18 protein-coding genes are annotated in these 24,738 nt (G+C 65.2%); 7 read left to right on the plus strand and 11 right to left on the minus strand.

Annotation, left to right across the window (positions count from 1 at the left end; translation table 11 throughout):
- The first annotated feature begins 45 nt into the window (after nucleotides 1-45).
- The 3 genes from FJW05_RS04580 (at nucleotide 46) to FJW05_RS04590 (ending at nucleotide 4,415) form a co-directional block, all read left to right on the plus strand.
- Nucleotides 46-2,421, plus strand: a complete 2,376-nt coding sequence (locus FJW05_RS04580; RefSeq protein WP_140628412.1) for an aldehyde dehydrogenase family protein — start codon at nucleotides 46-48, stop codon at nucleotides 2,419-2,421.
- A gap of 220 nt (nucleotides 2,422-2,641) precedes the next feature.
- Nucleotides 2,642-3,373: an SDR family oxidoreductase gene (locus FJW05_RS04585; RefSeq protein ID WP_140628414.1), complete on the plus strand. Its 732-nt coding sequence runs from the start codon at nucleotides 2,642-2,644 to the stop codon at nucleotides 3,371-3,373.
- A gap of 196 nt (nucleotides 3,374-3,569) precedes the next feature.
- Nucleotides 3,570-4,415, plus strand: a complete 846-nt coding sequence (locus FJW05_RS04590; RefSeq protein ID WP_140628416.1) for a fumarylacetoacetate hydrolase family protein — start codon at nucleotides 3,570-3,572, stop codon at nucleotides 4,413-4,415.
- A gap of 205 nt (nucleotides 4,416-4,620) precedes the next feature.
- On the opposite strand, the gene FJW05_RS04595 is transcribed toward FJW05_RS04590, so the two are convergent.
- From FJW05_RS04595 to FJW05_RS04620, 6 genes are all read right to left on the minus strand, one after another.
- Nucleotides 4,621-5,619, minus strand: coding sequence for an ABC transporter ATP-binding protein (locus tag FJW05_RS04595; protein WP_140628418.1), 999 nt, complete (start codon nucleotides 5,617-5,619; stop codon nucleotides 4,621-4,623).
- 15 nt (nucleotides 5,620-5,634) lie between these two features.
- A complete protein-coding gene (locus FJW05_RS04600; RefSeq protein WP_140628420.1) occupies nucleotides 5,635-6,696 on the minus strand; it encodes a Gfo/Idh/MocA family oxidoreductase in 1,062 nt (353 codons plus the stop codon).
- Entirely contained in the window at nucleotides 6,693-7,532 is an 840-nt protein-coding gene (locus FJW05_RS04605) for a carbohydrate ABC transporter permease (protein ID WP_140628422.1), read from the minus strand. The genes FJW05_RS04600 and FJW05_RS04605 overlap by 4 nt, the downstream gene beginning before the upstream one ends.
- A gap of 8 nt (nucleotides 7,533-7,540) precedes the next feature.
- Nucleotides 7,541-8,470: a sugar ABC transporter permease gene (locus FJW05_RS04610; RefSeq protein ID WP_140629709.1), complete on the minus strand. Its 930-nt coding sequence runs from the start codon at nucleotides 8,468-8,470 to the stop codon at nucleotides 7,541-7,543.
- A 242-nt stretch (nucleotides 8,471-8,712) separates the two neighbouring features.
- The gene (locus tag FJW05_RS04615; protein WP_140628424.1) at nucleotides 8,713-9,972 is read right to left on the minus strand and encodes an ABC transporter substrate-binding protein; all 1,260 of its coding nucleotides are present in this window, start codon (nucleotides 9,970-9,972) and stop codon (nucleotides 8,713-8,715) included.
- Between the two features lie 154 nt (nucleotides 9,973-10,126).
- The gene (locus FJW05_RS04620; protein WP_140628427.1) at nucleotides 10,127-11,035 is read right to left on the minus strand and encodes an N-acetylmuramic acid 6-phosphate etherase; all 909 of its coding nucleotides are present in this window, start codon (nucleotides 11,033-11,035) and stop codon (nucleotides 10,127-10,129) included.
- A 201-nt stretch (nucleotides 11,036-11,236) separates the two neighbouring features.
- Here FJW05_RS04620 and FJW05_RS04625 point away from each other — a divergent pair, with 201 nt between their 5' ends.
- The 4 genes from FJW05_RS04625 to nagA are packed head-to-tail and all read left to right on the plus strand — an operon-like array spanning nucleotide 11,237 to nucleotide 15,126.
- The gene (locus FJW05_RS04625; RefSeq protein ID WP_140628431.1) at nucleotides 11,237-12,118 is read left to right on the plus strand and encodes an N-acetylglucosamine kinase; all 882 of its coding nucleotides are present in this window, start codon (nucleotides 11,237-11,239) and stop codon (nucleotides 12,116-12,118) included.
- Between the two features lie 43 nt (nucleotides 12,119-12,161).
- Nucleotides 12,162-12,941, plus strand: coding sequence for a GntR family transcriptional regulator (locus FJW05_RS04630; protein ID WP_140628439.1), 780 nt, complete (start codon nucleotides 12,162-12,164; stop codon nucleotides 12,939-12,941).
- Complete coding sequence (locus tag FJW05_RS04635) at nucleotides 12,938-13,969, plus strand: SIS domain-containing protein (RefSeq protein ID WP_140628442.1); 1,032 nt, start codon at nucleotides 12,938-12,940, stop codon at nucleotides 13,967-13,969. The genes FJW05_RS04630 and FJW05_RS04635 overlap by 4 nt, the downstream gene beginning before the upstream one ends.
- The gene (nagA, locus tag FJW05_RS04640; RefSeq protein ID WP_140628445.1) at nucleotides 13,966-15,126 is read left to right on the plus strand and encodes an N-acetylglucosamine-6-phosphate deacetylase; all 1,161 of its coding nucleotides are present in this window, start codon (nucleotides 13,966-13,968) and stop codon (nucleotides 15,124-15,126) included. Before FJW05_RS04635 ends, nagA begins: the two co-directional genes overlap by 4 nt.
- Nucleotides 15,127-15,355: 229 nt before the next feature.
- Here nagA and FJW05_RS04645 read toward each other — a convergent pair whose 3' ends face one another.
- From FJW05_RS04645 to FJW05_RS04665, 5 genes are all read right to left on the minus strand, one after another.
- On the minus strand, nucleotides 15,356-16,876 hold the full coding sequence (locus tag FJW05_RS04645) for a malonyl-CoA synthase (RefSeq protein ID WP_140628448.1): 1,521 nt from the start codon (nucleotides 16,874-16,876) through the stop codon (nucleotides 15,356-15,358).
- Nucleotides 16,877-16,984: 108 nt separating this feature from the next.
- Complete coding sequence (locus FJW05_RS04650) at nucleotides 16,985-17,722, minus strand: GntR family transcriptional regulator (protein ID WP_246673210.1); 738 nt, start codon at nucleotides 17,720-17,722, stop codon at nucleotides 16,985-16,987.
- Between the two features lie 261 nt (nucleotides 17,723-17,983).
- Entirely contained in the window at nucleotides 17,984-18,661 is a 678-nt protein-coding gene (gene rpe, locus FJW05_RS04655) for a ribulose-phosphate 3-epimerase (protein WP_140628456.1), read from the minus strand.
- 171 nt (nucleotides 18,662-18,832) lie between these two features.
- Nucleotides 18,833-22,717: a DUF11 domain-containing protein gene (locus FJW05_RS04660; RefSeq protein WP_140628459.1), complete on the minus strand. Its 3,885-nt coding sequence runs from the start codon at nucleotides 22,715-22,717 to the stop codon at nucleotides 18,833-18,835.
- A gap of 11 nt (nucleotides 22,718-22,728) precedes the next feature.
- Entirely contained in the window at nucleotides 22,729-24,693 is a 1,965-nt protein-coding gene (locus FJW05_RS04665) for a hypothetical protein (protein ID WP_140628461.1), read from the minus strand.
- Nucleotides 24,694-24,738 lie beyond the last annotated feature (45 nt).

Raw genomic sequence — 24,738 nt, forward strand, 5'->3', positions numbered from 1 at the left:
GCGCGAAGGAATGCCTTCCAAGACAATTATCTGGAGCGCCGTCCCATGAACATCCTCGAACGCTATCACGCCATGGAATACGGCCCGGCGCCGGAAGCCCGCAACGAGGCGGATGCCTGGCTTGCCGGCCGCGACTTCTCCAAGGCGCTGTTCATCGACGGCGCCTGGAAGGCGGCGGCAAGCGGCAAGACTTTCGACACCAGCGAGCCGTCTTCCGGCAAGCTGCTTGGCAAGGTCTCGGATGCGGGCGCCGCCGACATCGACGCGGCGGTCGCTGCTGCGGCAAAAGCGCTGCCGAAATGGTCGGCGTCATCGGGCTACGCCCGCGCAAAAGTGCTCTATGCCATCGGCCGGGCCATGCAGCGCCACCAGCGCCTGTTCGCGGTGCTGGAATCGATCGACAACGGCAAGCCGATCCGCGAGAGCCGCGACATCGACGTGCCGCTGGCGATCCGTCATTTCATCCATCATGCCGGCTGGGCGCAGACGCTGGACCAGGATTTTCCCGACCACAAGCCGGTCGGCGTCGTCGGCCAGGTCATCCCGTGGAACTTCCCGCTGCTGATGCTGGCCTGGAAGATCGCGCCGGCTCTTGCCGCCGGCTGCACGGTGGTGCTGAAGCCTGCCGAATTCACGCCGCTCACCGCCATCCTGTTTGCCGAGATCTGCGAGCGGGCGGGCGTGCCGAAAGGCGTCGTCAACATCGTCCAGGGCGGCCCTGAAGCGGGCGCTGCCATCGTCAACCATCCCGGCGTCCAGAAGATCGCCTTCACCGGCTCTTCGGAAGTCGGCAAGATCATCCGCAAGGCCACCGCCGGTTCCGGCAAGAAGCTTTCACTGGAGCTCGGCGGCAAGTCCGCCTTCATCGTCTTTGAGGATGCCGATCTCGACAGCGCCGTCGAAGGCCTGGTCGACGGCATCTGGTTCAACCAGGGCCAGGTCTGCTGCGCCGGCTCGCGCTTGCTGGTCCAGGAAGGCGTCGCCGAAGCCTTGATCGCCAAGATCAAGGTCAGGATGAGCCGGCTGCGGGTCGGCAGCCCGCTCGACAAGAACACCGATATCGGCCCGCTTGTCGACCGCACCCAGCTCGATCGCGTCAAGGGCATGATCGCCGAGGGGGCGAAACAGGGCGCCGTCTGCTGGCAGCCGGACGCTGCCTTGCCGACGACAGGCTATTATCATCTGCCGACGCTGGCGACGGGTGTTTCGCCGGCTAACATTCTAGCGCAGGAAGAGGTGTTCGGGCCGGTGCTGGCGACGATGAGCTTCCGCAATACCGAGGAGGCGATCGAGCTTGCCAACAACACGCGCTACGGCCTTGCCGCTTCGGTGTGGAGCGAGAACGTCAATCTGGCCCTGCATGTCGCGCCGCAATTGAAGGCGGGCGTGGTGTGGGTCAACGGCACGAACATGTTCGACGCCGCCTGCGGCTTCGGCGGCTATCGCGAAAGCGGTTTTGGCCGCGAGGGCGGCCGCGAGGGCATGTTCGAATATCTCGCGGCCAAGCTGCCGGTCGGGTCCGTCATCAAGCCAGCCGTGGCCGGAACGGCCCAGCCGGTCGAACAGGCCGACGGCACGGCGATCGATCGCACGGCAAAGCTGTTCATCGGCGGCAAGCAGGTCAGGCCGGATGGCAACTATTCGCTCGCCGTTGCGACCGCCAAGGGCAAGCTGGCCGGCGAAGTCGGCCTCGGCAACCGCAAGGACATTCGCGACGCGGTCGCCGCTGCCCGCGCGTGCAAGACCTGGCCGGAGGCGACCGCCTATAACCGCAGCCAGGTGCTCTATTATTTCGCCGAGAACCTTTCGGGCCGCGGCGATGAGTTCGCCGCGCGCCTTGTCCAGTTGACCGGCGTCACCGCCAAGGCCGCGCGCGAAGAGGTCGAGCAGTCGATCGAGCGGCTGTTCCTTTACGCCGGCCTTACCGACAAGTTCGAGGGCCGCGTCCACCAGCCGCCGGCTCGTGTCGTCACGCTTGCGCTGCATGAGCCGGTGGGCGTGGTCGGCATCGTCGCGCCGGACAACCAGCCGCTGCTCAACTTCATTTCGCTGGTCGCGCCGGCGCTTGCCATGGGCAACACCGTCGTCGCCGCCCCGTCCGAGCGGCATCCGCTGCTTGCGACCGACCTCTACCAGGTGATCGAATATTCCGACTTGCCCCCTGGCGCCATCAACATCGTCACCGGTCGCAGCGCCGAGCTCGCTGGCGTGCTGGCCAAGCATGACGACGTCGACGGGCTCTGGGTGTTCGCCGATGCCGACATTTGCGCCAAGGCGGAGGCTGACTCCATCGGCAATCTCAAACGCGTCTGGACCGGCAATGGCCGCAGCCTCGACTGGGCCTCGGGCGAGGCGGCAGGCGAGGCCTTCCTGCGCCGCGCCATCGAGGTCAAGAATGTTTGGGTGCCTTACGGCGACTGAGAAGGCCCGCCTGAGGCGCGCCGCGCGACGGAGCCATTTCACCCGCTGTCGCGAAGGTGATTGACCTCGGGCTTGACGCTCGGGCGCGTGTTCTTTAACGAGAAAAAACATCTTTATCTGTGAAGCGGAAATCTGACCGCACGATGCCGGTTGTCTGGCACACGACGCCTGGGCCGGCCATCGATAGAGGCGGACGCTCCAGGCAGGCGAGGAGAAAAACATGGCGGATCTGGCGGGTAAGGTGGCTGTGGTCACCGCGGCGGCGCAAGGCATCGGCCGGGCGAGCGCGCTGGCCTTCGCCAAGGCGGGCGCGACCGTTCATGCCTCCGATATCAACGAGCCGCTGTTGGCCGAGTTGGGCAAGACTGCCGGCGTCAAGACCCGCAAGCTCGATGTGCTGAACGACGCGGCCGTCGCTTCCGCCTTCGCCGAGATCGGCCGGGTCGATGTGCTGTTCAACTGCGCCGGTTTCGTCCATGGTGGCTCCATCCTCGAGATGAAGGACGAGGATCTCGACTTCGCGCTCAACCTCAATGTCCGTTCGATGATCCGCACCATCCGCGCCGTGCTGCCCGGCATGCTGGAGCGCGGCGACGGCTCGATCATCAACATGGCCTCGCTGGCAAGCTCGCAGAAGGGCGTGCCGAACCGCTTCGTCTACGGGCTGACCAAAGCGGCGGTCGTCGGCCTGACCAAGGCGGTCGCCGCCGATTATGTGGCCAAGGGCATTCGCTGCAACGCCATCTGCCCCGGCACGGTAGAAAGCCCGTCGCTGCAGGACCGCATGCATGCGCAGGGCGACTATGAGGTGGCGCGCGCGGCCTTCATCGCCCGCCAGCCCATGGGCAGGCTTGGCACGCCGGAGGAAATCGCCGATCTCGCCGTCTACCTTGCCGGCGCAACCTACACATCGGGGCAGGCCTACAACATCGACGGCGGCTGGTCGATCTGAGGGATCGTAAAGGGCTTGGCAGGAAGATCGGGTACTGCATCGATCAGTCTGAAAATCCCTTTCGCCAGATCGCCCGATGCGGCGTTCGCGCTTGCCGGGGGTCAGATCGATGGCTACGGTCCGCCCGGCTTTCGCAACGACCGCAATCGAAACGAATTTTGCAAATGGCTTCAGGCCGCACCTTAGGAGAAGAATGATGAAGTTGTTGCGCTATGGCGAAGCTGGCAGCGAAAAGCCCGGCCTGCTCGATGCGGACGGGACGATCCGCGACCTTTCGGCTCATGTCGCCGATATCGCCGGCACGGCGCTTCATCCGGCTTCGCTGGAGATGCTCTCGAAGCTCGATGCGAAGTCGCTGCCGGTGGTTCCCGGCAAGCCGCGCCTGGGCGCCTGCGTCGCCGGCACCGGAAAATTCATCTGCATCGGCCTGAACTATTCCGATCACGCCGCCGAGACCGGCGCCACCGTGCCGCCGGAGCCGATCATCTTCATGAAGGCAAGCTCGGCGATCGTCGGGCCGGATGACGACGTGCTGATCCCGCGCGGCTCGGCCAAGACCGACTGGGAAGTCGAGCTCGGCGTGATCATCGGCAAGACGGCGAAGTATGTCTTGGAGGACGACGCGCTGGATTATGTTGCCGGCTATTGCGTCGCGCATGACGTCTCCGAGCGCGCCTTCCAGGCCGAGCGCCAGGGCCAGTGGACCAAGGGCAAGTCCTGCGACACGTTCGGTCCGACCGGCCCGTGGCTGGTCACCAAGGACGAGGTCGCCGATCCGCAGAACCTTAAGATGTGGCTGACCGTCAACGGCAAGACGATGCAGAACGGCTCGACCAGGACCATGGTCTATGGCGTGAAGTATCTGGTCTCCTATCTCAGCCAGTTCATGTCGCTGCATCCCGGCGACATCATCTCCACCGGCACCCCGCCCGGCGTCGGCCTCGGCATGAAGCCGCCGGTGTTCCTGAAGCCCGGCGACGTCGTGGAGCTGGGCATCGAGGGATTGGGCCAGCAGAAGCAGACATTCAAGGCGGACGAGTAAGCTGCGACTACCCCTTCTCACCTTGTGGGAGAAGGTGGATCGGCGCGCAGCGCCGAGACGGATGAGGGGTGCTCCAGCGGAGTGCCGCCTTGAAGATTGAAGATATCCCACGCTTCATTCTGCTGCGGCGAGATCCTTCCAACACCCCTCATCCGGCCGCTTCGCGGCCACCTTCTCCCACAAGGGGAGAAGGAAAGGCCGCCGCCTACTTCAGCACCTTCCCATCCGGCCCAAACCGATACGTCTTCGCCGCATCGGGCGTTGCGTAGAGGGTCGCGCCCGGCTCGGCGTTGTAGACGCCGAAGATGCGCACGGTGATCAGCCCGGCCTTCTCGCAGTCGAGATAAAGATTGGTGTCGGCACCGAGATGCTCGGCATGCACGACCGTGCCTTTCCAGGCGCCCGAATTCGCGTCGACGGTGACGTGCTCCGGCCGCACGCCGATGGTCTTGGCCGTCTCGCCCAGCCTGGCGCCGTCGACGAAATTCATCTTCGGCGAGCCGATGAAGCCGGCGACGAATTCGTTGGCCGGCGAATTGTAGAGCTCCATCGGGCTGCCGATCTGCTCGATGCGGCCGGCATTGAGCACCACGATCTTGTCGGCCAGCGTCATCGCCTCGACCTGGTCGTGGGTGACGTAGATCATCGTCGCCTTCAGCCGCCGGTGCAGCTGCGCGATCTCAAGCCTGGTGTTGACGCGTAAGGCGGCGTCCAGATTCGACAGCGGTTCGTCGAAGAGAAAAAGCTTCGGCTCGCGCACCACGGCGCGGCCGATAGCGACGCGCTGGCGCTGGCCGCCCGACAGTTCCGCCGGGCGCCGCTCGATATAGGGCTCGAGCGACAGCATCGCGGAGGCGATCTTGATGCGCCGCTCGATCTCGGCGGCCGGCGTGCCCGCCTGCTTGAGGCCCAGCGCCATATTGTTCTTCACCGTCAGATGCGGGTAGAGCGCGTAGGTCTGGAACACCATGGCGATGCCGCGTTTGGCCGGCGGCGTGACGGAAACGTCCGTGCCGTCGATCAGCACGCGGCCGGAGGTCGAATCTTCCAGGCCGGCGATGACGCGCAGCAGCGTCGATTTTCCGCAGCCGGACGGGCCGACGAAGACGACGAACTCGCCGTCCGTCACCTCGAGGTCGATGCCCTTCAGCACCTCGACCGGCCCGAAAGCCTTCTTCACATTCTCGATCTTCAGCGAGCCCACGGCGTCGTTCCTGTTCTAGAGTTTTACGGCGTTGCCGCTGCGCACGCTCTCGTCGGCGGCAAGGCAGACGGCGAGCGACTTCACGGCATCGTCCATGTGGCGGGTGAGGTCGATATTTTCGCGTATGGCCTTGAGCAAGAAGGCCTGTTCGAGGTCGCAAAGCTCTTGGTGACCCGGTTCGCCTTCCATCGACAGCAGCTGGTCTTCCGTAGCGAATTTGCCGTCCGGCCCGGTCGCCGCGCTATGCAGCCTAATCGTCGAGGTCTTGGTGTGGGTGTCGATGTCGTCGGACCTGACGCCCTCCTTCATCACGATCGAGACGCAGCCCTTGGGCGACATGACGTCCTTCACGAAGAAGGCCGTTTCCGAGATCATCGGCCCCCAGCCGGCCTCGTACCAGCCGACCGAGCCGTCCTCGAACAGCACCTGCAGGTGTCCGTAATTATACATCGACGGCGCCACCTCGTCGCTCAGCCGCACCCCCATGCCGCGTACTTCGACGGGTCTCGAATCGGTGATCTGCAGCATCACGTCGAGATAGTGCACGCCGCAATCGACGATCGGCGACGTCGTCCGCATCAGCTGCTTGTGCGTCTCCCAGGTATGGCCGGAGGATTGCTGGTTGAGGTTCATGCGGAAGACATATGGCCCGCCGAGCTTGCGCGCCTCGGCGATCAGCCGCACCCAGGACGGATGGTGACGCAGGATATAGCCGATCACCAGTTTCTTGCCGTTGGCTTTGGCGGCATCGACGACGCGTTGCGCGTCGGCCACCGTCGTCGCCAGCGGCTTCTCGACAAAGACATGGCAGCCGGCCTCGAAGGCCCTGACCGCGTAGTCGGCATGGCTGTCGGAATAGGTGGCGACCGCCGCGACGTCCGGCTTCTCGTCGCGCAGCGCGTCGTCGAAGGAGCGTCTGATGCCGTAGCCGGCGAGCCCGTCCGGCAGCGGCACGTCGGAACGGTTGATCAGCGCCGCGATCTGAAAACCGGGATTTGTGTGATAGGCGAGCGCATGGCTGCGACCCATATTGCCGAGGCCGGCGACGACAACGCGAAGGGGTTTTTCCGAGCTCACTTGACCGCTCCTGACGTGATGCCGCGGATCAGCTGCCGCGAGAAGATGACATAGAGGATCAGCACCGGCAGGATCGCCAGCGACAGCGCCGCCAGGATCGCGTTCCAGTTGGTGACGAACTGGCCGAGAAAGAGCTGCGCGCCGAGCGTCACGGTCTTGGTCTCCTCCGAAGGCGCCAGGATCAGCGGGAACCACAGATCATTCCAGATCGGGATCATGGTGAATACGGCGACGGTCGCCATGGACGGACGTACCAGCGGCAGCACCAGCCGGAAGAAGATCGTGTACTCCGACAGCCCGTCTATGCGGCCTGCGTTCTTCAGATCGCTGGACACCTGCTTCATGAATTCCGACAGGATGAAGATCGCCAGCGGCAGGCCTTGCGCGGTATAGACCAGGATCAGCGCCGTCAGCGTGTTGACCAACCCGGTCGCCACCATCAATTGCAGGATGGCGACGGTGCCGAGCCTGATCGGGATCATGATGCCGAGCGCCAGGTAGAGCCCCATCATCGTGTTGCCGCGGAAGCGGTATTCCGACAGCGCGAAGGCGGCCATCGCGCCGAACAAGAGCACGAAGAACAGCGAGGCGACGGTGACGACGAGGCTGTTCTGGAAATAGTGGATGAAGTCGCCCTGGCCGATCACCGTGGTATAGCCGATCAGGTCGAAGGTCTTCGGTGTCGGCGGCGTCAGCGGCGCGCCGAAGATGCCCACGCGCGACTTGAACGAATTCATCACGACCAGGATCACCGGAAACAGCGCGATCGCCGTGTAGGTCAGGAGGATCGCATGCGCGCCGATGGCGCGGGGAAGCGAACGTGTGGCTGTGCTCATGGTGCGCCTCAGAACTGGTAGCGACGCAGGCGCGTCTGCACGAGGAACAGATACACGCAGACGCCGGCGAGGATGATCAGGAACATGATCGTGGCGATGGTCGCGCCCATATTGGGATCGCCGACCTGCAGCTGGAAGCCGAAGAAGGCGCGGTAGAGGAAGGTGCCGAGGATGTCGGTCGAATAGTTCGGCCCCGCGAGCGCCCCTTGCGCCGTGTAGATCAAGTCGAAGGCGTTGAAATTGCCGACGAAAGTCAGGATCGAGATGATGCCGATCGAAGGCAGGATCAGCGGCAGCTTGATCTTCCAGAACTGCGCCATGCCGGTGACGCCGTCGCATTCGGCCGCCTCGATCACCTCGTCGGGGATCGACAGCAGCGCTGCATAGATCAGCATCATCGGGATGCCGACGAACTGCCAGACCGAGACCAGGCTGAGCGCGGTGAGCGCATAATGCTCCTTGCCCAGCCACGGCGTGAAAAAGCTCTTCAATCCGACGAAATCCATCAGATGCGGCGCCACGCCCCAGATCGGCGACAGGATCAGCTTCCAGGCGAAGCCGACGATGACGAAGGACAGGATCGTCGGCACGAAGATCGCCGTGCGGTAGAAGGCGGTGAAGCGCAGCCGGGGGCTGGAAAGAAGCGCCGCCAGAAGCACACCGATCGGGTTCTGCACCAGCATGTGGATGATGAAGAACCAGACATTGTTCCGCAGCGCGTTCCAGAAATTCACGGACCAGTTCGGATCGCCGAACAGCGTGCGGAAATTGCCCAATCCGACAAAGACCTGGGACTGCTCGATGTTGCGGAACAGCGAAAGCTGCAGCGTGCCGAACAGCGGCAGGATCATGAATGCGGTGTAGACCAGCACCGCCGGCGCCAGGAAGACGCCGACATGCCAGCGGATCGCTCTTTTCGGTCGCGTTTCTGCAGCCATGAGTTCGGTAGCCATGAGTTCGGTTCCCCGCCGTCTCTGGGTTCCAGTTCGGTCGATGCTAGCTGATGCCTCGATGCACGGCTTGGCTGTCCCCTTCGAGGAGAAAGACAAGCCAGCGACAGATCGGCTCCGTCTTCCCCGCAAGCTGAGGGTAAGACCGGGAGGCAGCGCCGACAATCGCTATCGGGAACTGTTTGAATGCCGGCCGGGCCCGCGCCCGGCCGGCATCGCAATCGATGCTCTTACTTCGCCGGCTTGTACCAGCTGTCGAGACCATCCTGCAGCTTCTTGGCCGCGGCTTCCGGCGTGTCGGTGCCGTTGATCACATTGGCCGATTCGACCCAGGTCTCGTTCTCGAGGTTCGGCGTGCCGCGCGACAGGATCTGGTAGGTCGAGCGGATCGTCGACTTGCACTTGCCGCGCCAGGAGACGAATTCCTGCGCCAGCGGGTCTTCCATCTTCACCGGCGAGGAGTTCAGGCTGAAGAAGCCCGGCAGCGCGTTGGCGTAGATGGTGGCGAAATCCGGCGAGGCGACCCAGGACAGGAACTTCTTGGCCTCTTCCGCATGCTTCGATGCCGCATTCAGGCCCATGCCGATGTCGGTATGGTCGGAGATGTAGCAGGTGTCGCCGGCCTTCTCGACTGGCGGCGGGAAGGCGCCCATCTTGAACTGCGCCTGGGTGTTGAACAGGCCGATTTCCCACGAGCCGGCCGGGTAGATGGCGGCGCGGCCGAGCGTGAACAGGTTCTGGCTGTCCGGATAGGTCTGCGCCTCGAAGCCGTCGCCGAGATAGGGGTTCCACTTGGCCAATTCCTCATACGGCGCGACCCAGTCCTTATCGGTCAGCTTCTGCTCGCCCTTGATCAGCGCCTGGCGGCCTTCCTCGCCCTTCCAATAGTTCGGGCCGATATTCTGGTAGCCCATGGTCGCGGCTTCCCAGAGGTCCTTGGTGCCCATCGCCATCGGTATATAGGTGCCGTCCGCCTTGATCTTGTCGAGCGCGGCGAAGAACTCGTCGCGGGTCTGCGGCACCTTGATGCCGAGCTTGTCGAAGGCATCCTTGTTGTAGATGAAGCCGTGGATGACCGAGGCCATCGGCACGCAGAAGCTCGACTTGCCGTCGTCGGTCTGCCAGGCGGCCTTGGCGACGGGCGAGAAGTTCTCCATGCCAGGCAGCGAGCTCAGGTCGGCGAGGTTGCCCTTCTTGAACAGTTCCAGCGACTTGTCGAAGGGGCGGCAGGTGATCAGGTCGCCTGCCGAGCCGGCGGCGAGCTTGGCGCCGAGGGCCGCGTCGTATTCGGTCGGCGCCGAAGGCGCGAACACCACCTTGATGCCGGGGTTCTTGGCTTCGAAGGCCGGGATCAGCTTGTCCTTCCAGATGGTCAGGTCGTCGCCGCGCCAGCTTTCGATGTTGAGCGTCACGTCCTCGGCCAGAGCCATCCCGGTCGTGCCGAGGATGCTTGTGCCGAGCAGAAGGGCCGTCAGTAGTTTGGTCTTCATCTTCAGTCTCCCTGTTGACCTTTTTCAGGTTCGGTTTTGAGAACAGAGGCTCAGCGCCCCTTGCTCCCCTCGCAAGCCCGTTTCACCCGATGGAAATCGGGAGAAACAGGCCCTACTTCTTTGTTAGGGCATGATCTTTTCCGAAAAGCGGGTTCTACTTTTCGGGATCATGCCCCAGCGCGGAAAGCGCCGGCCTGAGCTTCTGGCCGGTTCCTTCCAGTATCTTCTCGGCCGCGTCGGCGCTGGCGGCGCCCGCGGCGAGCAGAATGGCAGTTTTCACGCCGCCGCGGCTCTCTTCGAGCAGGCGGGCGGCGTCGTCGCGGCTCTTGCCGCTGATGGCGGCGACCATGCGCACGGCGCGGTCGCGCAGCTTGATGTTGTCGGCGGTCAGGTTGACCATGTAGCCGTCATGGACATGGCCGAGATGGACGGCGGTGAGCGTCGACAGCATGTTAAGCGCGATCTTCTGCGCGGTGCCAGCGCCCATACGCGTCGAGCCGGCGATCAGCTCAGGCGGCGTTTCAAGCAGGACGGCGACGTCGGCCTGCTCGAACAGGACGGCGCCCCGGTTGTTGGCGATGGCGATGGTGGCGGCGCCCCGGCTGCGCGCGTCTTCGAGCGCCCGCACGGCATAGGGCGTGGAACCGCTGGCCGAAATGGCGATCAGGCAGTCGCCCTTGCCGATGGCAGCCGCGGCAACCGCCGCCGACGCTTCCTCGGTATCGTCCTCCGGTCCTCCGGCCAGCGTGCGGAAGGCTTCCTCGCCGCCGGCGATCAGGATGGCGATGCGGTCGCGCGCAATGCCGAAGGTGCCCGGCAACTCCAGCGCGTCGGCCACCGCCATCAAGCCGGAGCTGCCGGCCGCCGCATAGGCGAGCTTGCCGCCGCTCTTCAATTGCTTCGCGATGAGTTCGGCGGCAACGGCAATCGCCGGAATGGCTCCGTGCACGGCCTCGCCGGCCTCGATCTGGGCATTGGCCAGGAACGCCAGAATGGTTTCGGGGGCCTGGACATCCAGCCCCGCGGCATTCTGGTGGAGCGCTTCGGTGCGCGTCTCGGCCATCCATTTTCCTCCAACTGAAGCAACAATACCAAAAAAATACCACTTGTCCACACGGATTAACGAATTTCAGGCGATGGACCAAGCTTGCCGGCAAATTAACCTGCCTTTTCAATAAAATGCGCCTTAATGTTTTTTGGAACAGAAATTAACTCTTGGCTATTGGTATTTTATTGGTATTATTCCGGCCTGAGGAGAAATCGCGTGAAATTCGTGCTTGGCATCGATGGCGGCGGCACCAGCTGCAGGGCGGCCCTTGCGACCGTCGAAGGCGCTGTCGTCGGCCGCGCCAAGAGCGGCGCCGCCAACATCCGCACCGATCTCACCGGCGCCCGTGCCAACATCGTCGAAGCGGCGAGGCAGGCTTTCTTGGCCGCTGGCGCGGATCCGGAGCTGATTCCCCAAACGCCGGCTATTCTCGGTCTCGCCGGCGCCAATGTCGGCACCTACCGGCAGCAGCTCGAGGCGATCCTGCCCTTCAGCCGGAGTCGCGTCGAAACCGACGCCGAGATCGCGCTCGAGGGCGCGGTCGGGCCTAGTGACGGCGCCATGGCCATTCTGGGCACCGGGACCGCCTATATGGCGCGTAAAGCTGGCAAGTCGCGCGCCATCGGCGGCTGGGGTTTCCAGGTCGGCGACCAGGGCAGCGGCGCCCGCATCGGCCGCGACCTGCTGGAACAGACGCTGCTTGCCTATGACGGCATTCGTCCGGGCTCGCCCTTGACCGACGCCATGCTCGCCGTCTTCCGCAACAATCCCGAGGACGTGGTCGAATTCACCACCAACGCCAAGCCCGGCGATTTCGGCGGCTTCGCGCCAAAGGTTTTCGAGCATGCAGAAAAGGGCGATCTCGTCGCCAATTTTATCCTCGGCAAGGCGGTCGCCGATGTCGAGGCCTCGCTCGGCGCGCTCGATCTTGCCGACGATGCGCCGCTCTGCCTGCTCGGCGGCTTGGCGCCGCTTTACGCGCCGCGCCTTTCGGCACGCTATCAGGCACTGCTCAAAGCCCCGCTCGACGACGCGCTGGGCGGCGCCGTGCAGATGGCCCTGCGCATCTTCGCAAGTGGCTCGGAGGCCGCCCGATGAGCGCCGCCGATCAGATCTTCGCCATGTTGCCGGAGGCGTCGCGATGAGCGCCGCCGACCAGATCTTCGCCATGCTGAAAAAATCCTCGCAGAGCGGCGCGCCGCTTTACCTGCAGCTCAGGCGCAGCATCGAGGAAGCGGTCAATCGCGGCCTGATCGGTCCGGGTGACGCGCTGCCCTCCGAGCGCGACATCGCCAGCAAGGCCGATATATCGCGCGTCACCGTGCGCAAGGCGGTGCAGGATCTGGTCAAGGGCGGCATCCTCGTCCAGCGTCACGGCTCGGGCACCTTCGTCGCGCCGCGCATGGAGCGTGTCGAGCAGTCGCTGTCGCGGCTCACCTCCTTCACCGAGGACATGGCGCGCCGCGGCATGAATGTGCGTTCGGTCTGGCTCGACCGCGGCCTCTATGCGCCGTCGCCGGACGAGATGATGGTGCTGGGCCTCTCCTCGACCGAGCTGGTGGCGCGCGTCGCGCGCCTGCGCATCGCCAACGACACGCCGCTGGCGATCGAGCGCGCGGCGCTCTCGGCCAACGTCCTGCCCGATCCCGAAGCGATCGGCTCCTCGCTCTATGCGGCGCTGGAAACGACCGGCAATCGCCCGGTACGCGCCGTGCAGCGCATCTCGGCCACCAATCTCGGCGACGCCGATGCGCGCCTGTTGGAAGTGCCGCCGGGGGTTGCCGGACTGCAGATCGAGCGCATTTCCTATCTGGCGAGCGGCAAGGTGATCGAGTTCACCCGCTCGGTCTACAGGGGCGACGCCTATGATTTCGTCGCGGAACTCCGGCTGACCGGGCCGGGAGAGGAGCTCCGGCCATGAATGCCAGCACCACCCATATGCGGCGCGAGATCGACGAGATCCCGGAAGCGGCCGCGCGCCTTCTCGACGGCTCGTCCGCCGTGTTGGCCGAGGCCGGTCGCGGCCTGCGCGAGCGTGATCCACATTTCGTCGTCACCGTGGCGCGCGGCTCGTCCGACCATGCCGCGACCTTCATGAAATATGCCGTCGAGCTGACGGCAGGCCTTGCCGTCGCTTCGGTCGGGCCGTCGATCGCGTCCATTTACGGCGCCAGGCTCAGACTGCGCGGCTCCGCCTGCCTGGCGATCTCGCAGTCGGGCAAGAGCCCGGACATCGTCGCCATGGCTGAAACCGCGCGGGCCGGCGGCGCGCTCACCGTTGCCATCACCAACACGGCGGACTCGCCGCTGGCGCGGGCCTCCGACTATGCCATCGATATCCTGGCCGGACCTGAGCGCAGCGTCGCGGCCACCAAGACCTTCGTCAATTCGGCTGTCGCCGGTCTGGCGCTGATGGCGCATGCCACCGATGACCAAGCATTGATCAAGGCGCTCGCCGGCCTTCCCGGCCATTTCAAGAAGGCGATCGCCTGCGACTGGATGGCGCTCGCCGGCGCTTTGGAGAACCCGCAATCGCTGTTCATCCTCGGCCGCGGCCCGTCCTTCGCGATCGCCAGCGAGGCGGCGCTGAAATTCAAGGAAACCTGCGCGATGCACGCCGAGGCCTACAGCGCCGCCGAGGTCATGCATGGGCCGCTGGCGCTGGTCGGTCCGGGTTTTCCGGTCCTGGCGCTTGCCGCGCGCGATGCGTCCGAACCCTCGGTCGCCGAGGCGGCCGACGGCCTGACGGCCAAGGGCGCCGCCGCCTTCATCACCTCCGACAAGGCGAAGGCCGCGCGGCTTCTTCCCCACGTCGCCACCGGCCACCCGCTGACGGATCCGCTGCCGCTGATCGTGTCCTTCTACGGCTTCGTCGAGGCCTTCGCCCGCCATCGCGGCCTCGACCCCGACACGCCGCGCAACCTGCGCAAGGTGACGGAAACCGTATGAGCGACCGTTTCGCACTCACCGGCGCCCGCATCTTCGACGGTGCCGACTGGCATGACAATGCCGCCCTTGTCGTCAAGGGCGACGTCGTCGAGGCCATCCTGCCCGCCGGGGCGATTCCGTCCGGCGTTTCGGCGGTCGAGACTGGCGGCGGCCTGCTGGTGCCGGGTTTCGTCGACATCCAGGTCAATGGCGGCGGCGGCGTCATGCTCAACGACCACCCTGACGTCGGCTCGATCGAGACCATCTGCCGGGCGCATGCGCCCTTCGGCACCACGGCGCTGCTGGTGACGCTGATCACCGACACGCCGGCGATCACCGCCGCGGCGGCCGCTGCCGGCGCTGAGGCCACACGGGAGAAGGTGCCGGGCTTCCTTGGCCTGCACCTGGAAGGGCCGCATCTCTCCATAGCCCGCAAGGGCGCGCATGATCCGGCCCTGATCCGGCCGATGACCGACGCCGATCAGGCGGCATTGATTGCCGCGCGGCGGGACCTGCCGGTGCTGCTCACCACGATCGCGCCGGAATCGGTCGAGCCGGCACGTGTCGCGGCGCTGGTCGAGGCCGGCGTCATCGTCAGCCTCGGCCATAGCGACACCGATTACGCGACGGCCACCGCCTTCGCCAAAGCCGGCGCCACGGTGGTCACGCATCTCTTCAACGCCATGAGCCAGATCGGCAATCGCGAGCCGGGCCTGGCCGGCGCGGCGATCGACACCGGCGGCTTGTATGCCGGCATCATCGCCGACGGCATCCATGTCCATCCGGCAACGATGATCCTCGCGCTGCGCGGCAAGCAGGGGCCGGGCAAGATCGTGCTGGTTACCGACGCCATGGCGACGATCGGCACCGACATGACGTCGTTCACGCTCAACGGCCGCACCATCTACCGCAAGGACGGGAGCCTGCGGCTTGCTGACGGCACGCTGGCCGGCGCCGATCTCGACATGATTTCCGCCGTGCGTTACGTCCATCGCGTCGTCGGCCTGGAACTCGACGAGGCTCTGCGCATGGCCTCGCTCTATCCGGCCGAGGCGATCGGCCAGGCCCACAGGCTTGGCCGCTTCGCCAACGGGACAGCCGCCGACATTGTTGGGCTGTCGGAAGGGCTGGATGTCAGGAACGTCTGGATCGGCGGTAAGAAGGTCTTTGGCGCGTAGGCACTCGATCCACCGTCGAAGCCAATGCAAACGCCCGCGATTGGCCGGAGCCCCTCGCGCGTCGTCATCCTCGGGCTTGACCCGAGGATCCATTCCGTGACCTGTGGCGTAAAGTACAACAGTGCAGATTCTGCAACGTTAGCAACGCTTTAGCGTCACGGCATGGATCCTAGGGTCTGCGCGCGTCGCTTCGCTCCTTGCTTCGCCCTAGGATGACGACGGGGTGTTGTTAGCCGGCTTTGGCATAGATATCCTTATACTCATCACGCAGCACGTTCTTCTGCACCTTGCCCATTGCGTTGCGTGGCAGTTCGTTGACGAAGATTACCTGCTTCGGATGCTTGTATTTCGCCAGCCGTCCGGCGATGGCGCCGGCAATGTCGGCGGCGCTGATCGCCGAGCCCGGCTTGCGCACCACCACCGCGGTGACGCCTTCGCCGAAATCGGGATGCGCGACGCCGATCACTGCGCTTTCGCTGACGCCGTCGAGCGCTTCGATCTCGCTTTCGATCTCCTTCGGATAGACATTGTAGCCGCCGGAGATGATCAGGTCCTTGCCGCGCCCGACGATGTGGACATAGCCGTCGGCATCGATCAGGCCGAGGTCGCCGGTGATGAAGAAGCCGTCGTCGCGGAACTCGGCCTTGGTCTTGTCAGGCATGCGCCAATAGCCGGCAAAGACGTTCGGTCCCTTGACCTCGATCATGCCGATTTCGCCCGGGGCCAGCGGCTTGGCCGTCTCGGGATCGGTGATGCGCAACGAAACGCCGGGCAAGGGGAAACCGACCGTGCCCGGCCGCCGCTCGCCGTCATAGGGGTTGGACGTGTTCATGTTGGTCTCGGTCATGCCGTAGCGCTCGAGGATGGCGTGGCCGGTGCGCTCGCGCCAGGCCTTGTGCGTGTCGGCGAGCAGCGGCGCCGAGCCGGAGATGAAGACCCGGATCGTCCTCGCCGCCTCGCGTGTCAGGCCGTCCTGCTGCAACAGCCGCACATAGAAGGTCGGCACGCCCATCAAGGCCGTCGCGCGCGGCATCAGCGACAGGATGCGCGCTGGATCGAATTTCTGCTCGAAGAACATTTTCGCGCCGGCCATCAGAATGACGTTGGTAGCGACGAACAGGCCGTGCGTGTGGAAGATGGGCAGCGCATGGATCAGCATGTCGTCGGCGCCGAAGCGCCATTGCTCCACCAGCACGCGCGCGTTGGAGGCGAGGTTCTCATGGCTGAGCATCGCGCCCTTGGAACGGCCGGTCGTGCCGGAGGTGTAGAGGATCGCGGCAAGATCGTCCGGCCCGCGCGCGACGTCGCTGAAATCGGTTGCCTGCCGCGAAGCCTGGCTGGCCAGCGTTCCCGGGCCATCGCGGCCGAGCGTGAGCACCGTCGCGCCGACCGCCACGGCAAGCGGTTCGACGCCGGCAAGGCGATCCGGATCGCAAACGATCAGTTTCGGCCCGGCGTCACGGAAGAAATAGTCGAGCTCCGGCAGCGTGTAGGCGGTGTTGAGCGGCAGGAAGACCGCGCCGGCGCGTAACGAGGCGAGGTAGAGCAGCATCGCCTCCGGGCTCTTCTCGACCTGGACCGCGACACGGTCGCCGGGCTCGACGCCGGCCTGCGCGAGGGCATGCGCCAGCTGCGACGACTTCGCCAGCATGTCGCCATAGGTGATCGAACGGCCGTCATCCGTCTCCATCAGCAGCCGGCCGGGCGCCGGCATGCGGGAGCGGAAAGCGCTGAAGAGATGATTGGTCATGAAATGTCCTCAAGGCGGACGAAGGCCGAATGGCGCATGCCTTGCGCTCGCCTGAGCGAATACCAGAATTGGCGCCCAGAGCAAAAACTGCGTTGATTTTTCGATCGGCTATTTACGGCCGCGTTGGGACTTGCCGGCCCTCGGATCATAACCGTGGGCGAGGCGTTCCATGCACATCGCCGCAGTGAGGCGGTAATGATTGAGAAGCGCCTCGACCGCGCCGTCGGCGTCGCCGTCCAGCGTGCGCTCGGCGATGATGCGGTGCTCGCCGAGATCGTCGCGCCCCGTGCCTGGCGCATTTTGCGCGATCAGGCGGTAGCGCGAGGCCTGGTCGGAAAGCTGATCGCAAAAGCCGATCAGCCAGTGCGACCGGCAAGCCGCGATCAGCGCCCGGTGGAAGGCTCGGTGCAGCTTTTCCCATTCCGGATTGTTGGTTGCCGGGTCATCCGGCAGGCGGCGCTCCGCGCGCGCCAGGCGGTGCAGGGCAAGCACCAGTTGCTCTTCCCATTCGGCGGTCCGGTGCGCAATGGATTCGCGCAACGCCCGCTCCTCCAGCCAGCAGCGCGTGCGCGTCAGCTCCTCCAGTTCCGCGGCGCTGACCGGCATCAGGAAGAAGCCGCGTTGGTCGTGACGGCCGAGCAGGCCCTCGGCGGCCAGACGGTTGAGCGCCTCGCGCACCGGCGAAGCGCCGGCGCCATAGCGGGAAACGACCCACTCGACACGCAGTTTCGTCTCGGACTCCAGGGCTCCGCGCAGCAAGTCGTCGCGGAGTTGCTGGTAGACCGAACTGGCAAGCGTGCTTTTGGCGCCCTTGCTCTCGCCCGGCTCGGTGCTTCCGTTTGTCAATCGAACTCCTGTTGCTTTGCCCCTGGTTTGCCAGGGCCCCGCGGCGAAGCAATTCCCGTACATGTATCATACAGCCGGGCAATGAGGTGTCTCAAGCGGAAGATGCCGATATTCGACTTTAAGACAAGCGGACCGTCTATCTATTGAACAAGTAGAATCTCGGGGAAAAGACGATGTTCCTGCGTCCCTTCCTATATTGAACAGTCGTTCAATCGCTGCCGCGGTTGTGCAACTCCCGCGAGAGCTCGTACCGTTATATGTTTAACTGGCGGCCCTGTCGGCAGCCGTTCGAATTGCTTCGATATTTGCCTTATAGGCTTCGACGCTGCCGCCCTTGAAGACCGCGGCGCCCGCCACCAGCACATTGGCGCCGGCCGCGGTCACCAGCGGCGCCGTTTCGGCTGAAACACCGCCGTCGATCTCGATACGGATCGGCCGGCCGCCGATCAGCGCCTTGATCCGTTTCACCTTGTCGACGATCGCCGGGATGAAGGCCTGCCCGCCGAAGCCCGGATTGACGGTCATGATCAGGATGAGGTCCAGCCGGTCGAGCACATACTCGATCGCCGTTTCCGGCGTTGCCGGGTTGAGCGAGACGCCTGCCTTCTTGCCGAGATTCTTGATGGTCTGGAGCGAGCGGTCGAGATGTGGCCCGGCCTCGGCGTGCACCGTCATGCCGTCGCAGCCCGCTTCGGCGAAGGCCGCCAGGTAAGGATCGGCCGGCGCAATCATCAGATGGCAGTCGAAGAAGGCCTTGGTGCGATTGCGGATCGCCTTGATCACCGGCGGGCCGAAGGTGATGTTGGGCACGAAATGACCATCCATCACGTCGAGATGGATCCAGTCGGCGCCGGCCGCCACGACGGCCTCGACCTCGTCGCCGAGCTTGGAGAAATCCGATGCCAGCACCGATGGCGCAATCAGGGTCTTCTTGCTCATGCTGCTCGCCTCATTTCCGAATGCAAATCTCAGGACCGCCTAGAGCCGGATGATTTCAGCTCGAGTCGACCTGAAATCTGAATCCGGCTCTAAATCAAAGAGAGAGCATGAGGAAGTGGAAAAGAAAACCCGCCGGATCACTCCGGCGGGTCCTGGTCTCCAGCCGGGGGATTACGGCTTGGAGTTCTGAATGTTGGCGCCCGCCGGATCTTGCAGCACGCGCCGCGGCTGGCGTTGCGGCACCAGTTGCTGCAACACGTTCGGGTTGAGCAGCAGGCCGGGGTTGATCTCGATGCCCGGCCTTCTGCGGATCGGCGTGCAGTCCGGGAAGCGTCCCGTGGTCCCGGCGGGGCAGCGCTTGATCAGCACCGGCTGGCATTGGCCGTCGATGAAGCGCGAACCCGGCGCGCATTCCTGCTGCGGCTTACGGCAGGCGCCGTCGCGGATTTCGGTTCCACGCGGGCAGACACAGTCGCCCCGCTTGTTGTGGACCTGGCCGCGAATGGTGCATTGCTCCTGGCTCGGCTTCGGCCGCTGGCAGGCCTTGCCCCGCACCTCCAGCCCGTCCGGGCAGGCGCAATTGCCGTTGGCGTCGCGCACCTGGCCGCGGATCGGGCATTGCCTCGACACGATCGGCCGGCAGGCGCCGTCACGTACCTCTGTGCCGCGCGGGCAGACGCAATCGCCATCGGCGTTGCGGGACTGGCCGCGGATACGGCACTGAGCGGGCGGTTGCCGATCAGGCACGCAGGCCTTGGCCACTCGGTCGAGATGCGTGTTGTCCGGGCAGGTGCAGCCGTTTCCGTCCGAAGTCGGCACGGCGCCGCGCACCGCGCATTTTGGCGGGATGACCTGGCAGACACCGTTCACCAGCTCGCCGCGGCGGCACACGCAGTTGCCGTCCTGGTCGCGGTACTGGCCGGGACGCAGCGTGCACTGCGGCTCCTGGGGCTCGTCGCCCCGCACGCATTTGCCGTTTTCCAGCCCCGTGCCGCGTGGGCAGACGCAACGTCCGTCCGCTGTCCGGATCTGGCCCTGCAGCAGGACGCAGCGCGGCGGTGGCGGGAGAGGCAGCAGCTTGGTGCCGCCAGAGCCCCCATTACCGGAACATTGGCCGTTGCGGAAGGTGGTGCCGTCCGGGCAGGCGCAACGGCCGGCCGAGTTCAGCACCAGGCCATCCGAGCACTGGTTCTTCACCTCATGCCTGATGGTGAAGGGGTGGCATGCATAGGCCTTGCCGCGATCGCCCTGGACGTTGGTCAGGTCGCGGTTGAGCACGTCGCCGCCGCCCTGCACCGGCGTCTTAGGAGGCAACACGCCGACACAGTTCTGCCCGTTGACCGTCCCCTGCAGATTGGCGAGGCGCCCCTCCTCGGGAAGGATCACGGTGACGTGGTGGGTGTGGCTTTCGCCGGCGCCCAGCGTCAGGTTGGCGATACAGGATAGGGGCAGCGTCGTCGGTTCCGGCGAGCAGCCGAAAGGCGGATCGATCGAGGTGATCTCAACGCCTTCCAGCCGGCCCAAGCCTTCGACGCCGATCGCATCGCCGATGCGGACCGGACCGGAGAAGGGGTTCGGCCCGTCATTCGCGATGGTGATCTCGAACGAGCAGGGTTCTCCCGGCCGGCATTCGGCATCGCCGGTCTTCTCGACACGGATGGCGGACGTGCCGCCGCCCTTCGCGCAGGCCTGGCCGATCGGGTAGACGATATCGTCCCCCGGCGCCGGCCCGTAGGAGCCGCGCGCGCAGTTCTCGAACGCGCCACTGCCGCTCACCGTCACGTCGAAGTGCCGGCTGGTTCCGGGCGTCATCACGGCGCCGGGAATCTGGCACGACAGCGTGTTGGCGGGCACCGGTCCGCAGCTCCACCCCGCGCCGTCGGGGGTCACAGTCTGGATCTCGACCGGAGCACCCCCCGACACCAGGGCTGCGGCATCGTTGACCCGCACCGGACCGGTGGGGGCGGCGGTGCCGGCATTCGCGACGGTTATGCGGCAGGAAACCATTCCAGCACGCACGAGCTGATCGCCGCCGCAAACCTTGGTGATGCGCAGGCCGGGTTGGCCGCCATTCGGATGGCGGATGCGCTCGGTGGCGCAGGCCCTGTTGTTGGCGAGATCGACCTCGCCGGGAATGGCCTTAACCTCGGCGCAGTTTTCCACCGTATCCGGCCGGTAGCTTGCCGGCATCACCGCCTTGACGACGATTGGCGTCGAGGCGCCGGGAGGCAGCGAGATGCCGGCATTGTCGCAGCGGAACTGTCCAGGTCCGTTGGGGCCGCAGGTCCATGGCGGGCTCGGCCCGAAGGCCGACGAGGTGGGCGCGCCGCCGGGATAGTTGTCGATCACCGTCAGCGGCCCGTTATAGGTGCTGGTGCCGTTGTTGATGATGTCGATCACGAAATAGCAAACGCCGTCGGCCGTGCAGACCGGGGCGCGGGCGCGCTTCTTCAGGATCAGGTCCACCTTCTTTTCGACCGGTGGGTCGCACTGTGGATCGCGGTCGCCACGGCGGCAGATCGGGATCGAGGCGCAGCCGCGATCGTTGGTCTGGCTGCCGAACAGCGGCTTGCCGCTGGCCTGGTAGTCATAGGCGGCGCAATTGCGCAGCACGCTGCCCTGCCATCCGCCCGCCGGCCTGAAGCCGAGCTTGAGGTTGACGGAAGCGCCGGGGTTGAGCGTTGTCACCGGATAGGTGCAGGTCATCGGCGTCGTTCCGGGCACGCAGACCCAGGGCGCGTTCGATCCCGATGTCAGCACCGAGCCTGCCGGCAGCGTCACCTCGTCGAGCACGATCTTGCCGTTATAGGGCGCGTCGCCGACATTGGTGACGGTGATGGTGAAGTCGCAGCCGCCGGCCATCGTGCAACGCGGCACGTCGGCATGCTTCTCGACCTTCAGGTCCGGCTCCTTGTCCTTGGGCGGGCATCTCAGATCACGCGGGATGACGATGTCGATCACCTGCGTGCAGCAGAGCCCCCAGCCTTCCTTCGGCCCGGCATAGGTTTCGATGCCGGTGACGATGAGATGGATGGCCTCACCCGGCGAGGCGCCGATGATCTTCCAGTTCAGCACGCCGCCGCCGATCGGCACCTTCTGCGTGTCGGGAACGATGGTGACGCCGGGCGTCGTTGTCGACACCTGCACCCACTTGCCGCCCATCTCCGGGCCGACCGGCATGTGGTAGATGAAAGCGCCGCCGCCGGGCACGCAGTCGACCGTGCCGCGCTCGACCTTGAAGCATTCCTTGCCGGGAGGTGGAGGCGGGTTGCACTTGGTGACGTCGATATGGATCGTCGTCTTCGCGCCGGTGAGGATATTGCCGTCATCCGGCTTGCTCGGGTCCTGCGACGGGATAATGGTCCCCGGGCCGCCTGACATCGTCACCTTGATCTGGCCCTGGTTGTCGACATTGGCCGGCGCCGGAAACGCCGCCTGGTCTATTTTGGCCAGGATCCGGAAGGTGATGGTGCGTTCGTTCGGCGCGCCCGAGCCGTCGAGGTCGGAGGCGGAAATCCGGAAATCGGACACCGTCGCCGTGTCGTCGGGATTGGCCGAGCTGCTGATCGCAGCCGCCGGCAGCGGTCCGCCGGAAGCGTCGGTGCCGTCGCCGGTCACCTGCGCACCGACGATTTTCAGGCCATGCGCAAGCTGGTCCTTGAAATCGATCCTGGCGTTCTTCAGCGCGTTGACGAAGATCGGGTTGGCGAAGGCCTGCTCGTTGCCGCGCAGGCCGAAGGTCAGTGTGTAATAGACATAGTCGCAGCTGCGCTGGCCGCCCGTCTTGGTGAAGAAGGGGACGATGCGGCCAGGCTCCGGGTTGATGACGCGCGGATTGTCCAGGTCGAGCCTGGGCTCCGGTCCGGCGACCTCAGTGAGCTTGGCCGGAGCGGTGTCTTCCGCGAATGCCGGCAGCGCCGGCAGCATGGCGACCGCGATACCGGCCGCCATCAGCCAGCGCGCGCCGCGCCTGGCGTATGACAGGGGTTTCATGATCGTCTCCATGACGGGTTTCGGGTTGCTCGAAACGAAGCGGGAAAGGGCGAGATTGCTCATCTGTCCCTCCCTCAACGTTCGCAGCTGACGGCTGGCGTTCTGAGCGGCAGCGTCATCTTGCAGCAAGGGTAGTAGCCACCCTTGTCCTGATCGGACTTGCGGTAGAAGCAGAGCCCGACATTGACGGTGTCGCCAGGATCATGGCCGGTGATGTCGATCGTGTAGGGTTTGCCCGGGACATGCGACATGGGGGTTGATACCCCGACGCCGGGCGTCCTGGACTGTGCCTTGATCGAATCGCCGCCGAAGCCGGCATGGTCATGGAGATAGAGTTCGGCCTGAAGCCCGCGCGGCGTGCAGTAATAATGCACGTCCTCGATATCGATGCAGGGCGGCAGGTTGCCGGGAGGGGGGAAGTCCGGCGGATAGAACGGAGGCAGATAGCCGCCGCCCGGGATTTCCTCATAATAGCCGGCGCGGCCCTCACAGGGGCGCCAGACCCTTACGTCGCCGACATGGCCTTCGACCTCGGGGTCTTCGAAATAACCGTCGAAGTCGACGAACCATGAGCCGAAGGGCGGAACGTTCGCCGGCTTGACCAGCGCGCTTGGCGTCAGCTGGACGCCGTGCACGGCAAGCGGCCCGCCGGCGGCGAGGCGCTCGGCCAATTCAGGATTGTCGCGCAATTTGTCGCCGGTGTTGACGACGGTGTCGGTGCAGACGCTGGTGTCGATATTGCCGTCGGCACCATAGCCATATTGCAGGTCGACGCCGCCGGCCGACTGCCGGTTGCCTTGCGGGAAGCCGACCGCATATTCCTGCGGCACCTCGACCCAGCCCGATTCCGTTGCCGGATCGTCCGGGTCCTCGCGCCAGTAGCGGATCAGCTCGCCTTTGCCGGAATCGGCGAAGCGGCTGTAATCGTAACGGTTTTCGACCGGGCCGCGCTGGGCGAGGTACATGAAGCCCTTGTTGTCGAATGAGATGTCGGTGACGGCGTAGTCCTTGTCGGCCTTGACCGTCAGCTCCCAGCGCGGATCGCCGGCGAACGTGCCGTCGCGCGCAATGCCGACCGACCAGATCTCGGATTTTTCGCCGACCGAATAATAGAGCCGGCCGCCATGATAGGAGACCGCCCAGACACGGCGCCCGTCCTGCGTATAGCCCCAGGTCTCGGGGTCTTCCGTGTCGAAGGCGGCGCCCTGAATATCCATGACGGCGCCGTCGTCGGCAACCGGGGCCAGCCCATGCGCCGGGCGCCCGGCGACACCATGGTCGAACGTGTCGACCAGATGGCCGTTGGCGTCGATGCGGTGGATGAGGCCGGTGTCGAGGTCCGAGGCGAAGAACTGGCGGTGGATAGGGTCGAAGGCGAGATTGCCGATGCCCGGGCCGCTATTGGTGTCGATGTCGGCGAATTTCGAGACCGCGCCCGTGATGCCGTCGATCTTCCAGATCGTGCCTGGTCCGCCGCCATTCTCGGTGCCGAACTGGCCGTCCATGAAGGCAGCGCCGGCGGCGCCGCGGCGCTGCCGCTCCGGGCGCCCGTCGTCGTCGGCGTCCGGCGTGACGATCTCGACGCCATGCAGCGAGGTCGCGGCGGCATAGAGGTTGGGAATGCCCGAGGGCACGCCATCGCGCACGCCGTCGTCATAGGTCAGTCCGAACACCTCGCCGATTTGCCCGGCGCTTACCTCGAAGGGCGGCGGCGTGTTGACGAGCTGGCCGGAGGCCGGCCCGCCGAGATGCGCGACGTCGAAAATGCGCAAGGATGCCCGCGAGGTGTCGATGAAGGTCTCGTCGACCGGATCGGCGCCGGGCGGCAAGCCCTGATCGAAATTGGGGATCACGGTGCCGGGGAAGCCGGTGACCGCCATCGATCCGGGATAGATGATCTGCGTTTCCTGCGCCTTCGCAACGCCGCCGAGCCAGAGGCCGGCGGACAACGCCACGGCAAGTATTCCACCGGTTGTTGCTATTGCGCGGCGTGAACGGCCGCCACGAGAACGCACGAACGAGCCGCGACCGCCAGACATTGAACTCCCCCCGAAGCCGCAGGAAGGAACATCCGGTCTTGCCGC

This window comes from Mesorhizobium sp. B2-9-1 (assembly GCF_006439455.1).
In the GTDB taxonomy this organism is placed as follows: Bacteria; Pseudomonadota; Alphaproteobacteria; order Rhizobiales; family Rhizobiaceae; genus Mesorhizobium.